A 2,845-nucleotide genomic window follows, 5' to 3' on the forward strand; every position below is an offset into this window, starting at 1 on the left:
AAGCTGCGCCGGCAGATGCAGGATGAGTTGAAAGCAATCCAGAAGCGCGTCGGCACCGCCTTCATCCATGTCACCCACGACCAGGAAGAAGCGATGGCGCTGGCCGACCATTGCGTGGTGATGAATGACGGCCGCATCGAGGACGAAGGACCGCCCGAGCGCGTCTACGCGCGACCGGCGACGCGCTTTTCCGCCACCTTCATGGGCGAGAGCACGATCCTCGCCGGCACGGTCACGGAGGCCACGGACCGGACAAGTACTGTCGCGACGCCGGTTGGGGCGGTTTCACTGCCCGGCGCGTTACCAGTAGGCTCCGCCGTTGCGCTGGCCATACGGCCGGAGCATCTTGTCCTCGGCACAGCTGCAGGCGGTGTCAGGCTCGGCACGGCCGGGGTGAGCGACGTCGTCTTCCAGGGCAGCTTCAAGCGCGTGCTCGCGGCTTCCATCGAAGATCCTTCGGTGCAATTCATCGCCAAGCTGCCCGCGACAGCGACCGTCCAGCCGGGCGACACGGTCGCGATTTCCTGCGATACCGACCGGATCATCCTGCTGACGGATTGAACATGGCAACGCTTCCGCTCATCGAGGCACCAGACTGGTACGAGACCATCCGCATGAGCGATGGCGTGACCTTGATCCACGAGCCGTGGATAAAACCGTTCTTCCGCTGCAACATGTGGCATGTGCGTGGCCGCGACCGCGACCTTCTGTTCGACACCGGGCTTGGCCATTTCAGCCTCCGGCGTCACGTGCCGCTGGTGAGCGAGCGCAAGCTGACCTGCGTTGCCAGCCATACGCATTTCGACCATATCGGCTGCCACCACGAATTTCCCGACCGCTGCGTGCACGCGGCCGAGGCCGACATCCTCGCCGATCCGCGCAATGAATGGACCGCCGCCGGCACCTATGCGACCGACGAGATGTTCGACGGTATGCCACAAGGCTGGGATACGGCTCGCTACAATATTCTGCCCGCACCTGCCGGTCGCCTGCTCGCACAGGGCGATGTCGTCGATCTCGGCGACCGTGCCTTCGAGGTGATCCACACGCCTGGCCATTCACCCGGCGGCATCGCGCTCTACGAAAACAGGACGGGCATCCTGTTGTCCGGCGACATCATCTATGACGGCCCGCTGATCGACGATGTCTACCATTCGGACATATCAGACTACATGGCGACGCTGATGCGCCTGCGCGATCTCGATGTCTCGGTCGTGCATGGCGGACATTTCCCGAGTTTCGGCAAGGTGCGCTACCGCCAGCTTGTTGACGAGTATCTGGAACAGAAGCGGCAAGCCGGCTGCCATCTGCGGCAGGGCGTCTAAGGATCTAGCGCATCAGTTCGAAATGCCGCGGGAACGCCTGATGCAGCAAGAGCAGCATGGTCTTGCGCAGCACGTTGGTGTCACGGCCGCGAGGGTTCAGGTGATCCCAATACCAGGCGCCATGAACCAGATAATTCAGGCTCTCCGACAGGGTGTCTATGTCGACGCCAGTATAACCGCCGCTGCGTGAAATCTCGATCAGCAGCTCGCGCGCCTCGGCGGTGTAGGCAAGGTCGCTCGGCAGGCCGATTTCATTGTAGATCTGCATGCTCTTACGGTCGCTGGAGAACACGACAAAGACCGAAACCCAGTTCGGATGCTGCCGGGCGAAGTTTTGCGCGCAGTTGACCGCCCCGAGCAGGCGCTCGACCGGCGACAAGCCGGGCGCCCGCACCAGCGTAACCCACAATTCATCGTATCGATCACTGAGATACTGCAGGACGGCCCGGAACAGGTTCTCCTTGCTGCGAAAATGGAAGACGACCAGGGCATTGGACGAGCCGACATGCTCGGCGATGCGCTGCATGGTGACGCTTGCCAGCCCCTCCTCCGCGATGAGTTCGATGGTGGCGTCTATGATCCGCTGCACGCTGGCTTCGCCGCGCTCGCGCCGACGGTCCTTGGGCGGCGCGGCATCATTTGCCGAAACCCCGTCCTTGGCCATTGCGCCTTTGCGTTTTGCCGCTGCAGCCTTTTGTTGCGCCATCTTCGTCCAGTTCCTTTCGGACCTTGTGGCGGCGATCGCCGGTGCCGCCACGGATCCGTCTATTCGAGGTGCCCGGCGTCGGCTCACCACAAGCGAAGCCGGAGATCAAGCACCATCGCGGCAAGGGCCGCATCGCCCGATCAGAGCGACGGGCGCGTTTCGGTGTTTGTGTACCATTGTCCCTTGGCCGTCTCATAGGCCATGGCCGCCCGGAAAACATCGGCGTCGCAATAGGTGCGGCCGACGATCTGGATGCCTGTCGGCACGCCGCTCGCCGCCCGGCCCGAAGGCACGGACAGAACAGGACAGCGGCTCATCATGTTGAACGGCGTCGTCATCACCCAGCCCAGCGACGGGTTCACCTGCTTGCCGTTGATCTCAACCGTACCCGTGGTCTGATCGAACTCCGCCGGCACGGAGGGAAGCGCGTTGGTCGGGCAGATTAGGACATCGTAGGTCTCCAGCAGCGGCCCCAGCGTCTGGTACATCCTGGCCGCCACGTCGAGGGTCCCGACAAAATCCGCGGCTTTGGACTTCTGCCCGTCCTCGGCGAACTGCCTGGCATAGGTCGTCATGTCCTTGCCGTGCTCCTTGAGCAATTGCGACAGCGAGGCGCCGAAGAGATGTTCGAGATAAGCCATGCCGGCCTTGAGCACGTCATCGCCCCAGCCCAAATCGACTTCCTCGACCGTGGCGCCAAGCGAGCGGAACACATCGCAGGCCGCAAGCGTGTTCTTGCGCACATCGGCATCCACTTCGAAAGAACCAAGGTCCATCGAGAAAGCAATCTTCCAGCCCTTGATCGGCTTGTAAT

4 protein-coding genes are annotated in these 2,845 nt (G+C 62.5%); 2 read left to right on the forward strand and 2 right to left on the reverse strand.

Features of this window, described 5'->3' with window-relative positions:
• Together EN935_RS29690 and EN935_RS29695 are read left to right on the forward strand one after the other, a co-directional pair.
• Positions 1 to 561 (forward strand): ABC transporter ATP-binding protein (locus tag EN935_RS29690; protein WP_164771435.1); only part of this gene is annotated, 561 nt, incomplete at its 5' end.
• 2 nt (positions 562 to 563) lie between these two features.
• Positions 564 to 1,325: an MBL fold metallo-hydrolase gene (locus EN935_RS29695; protein ID WP_127263158.1), complete on the forward strand. Its 762-nt coding sequence runs from the start codon at positions 564 to 566 to the stop codon at positions 1,323 to 1,325.
• Between the two features lie 4 nt (positions 1,326 to 1,329).
• Here the strand turns inward: EN935_RS29695 and EN935_RS29700 are convergent, their stop codons facing one another.
• Together EN935_RS29700 and EN935_RS29705 are read right to left on the reverse strand one after the other, a co-directional pair.
• Positions 1,330 to 2,031 carry a TetR/AcrR family transcriptional regulator gene (locus EN935_RS29700; RefSeq protein WP_127263157.1) on the reverse strand — a complete coding sequence of 234 codons (702 nt, stop codon included), beginning with the start codon at positions 2,029 to 2,031 and terminating at the stop codon, positions 1,330 to 1,332.
• Positions 2,032 to 2,171: 140 nt separating this feature from the next.
• On the reverse strand, positions 2,172 to 2,845 hold a 674-nt coding region (locus tag EN935_RS29705; RefSeq protein WP_245489081.1), incomplete at its 5' end, for an amidase family protein.

This window comes from Mesorhizobium sp. M7D.F.Ca.US.004.03.1.1 (assembly GCF_003998635.1).
Lineage (GTDB): Bacteria > Pseudomonadota > Alphaproteobacteria > Rhizobiales > Rhizobiaceae > Mesorhizobium > Mesorhizobium loti.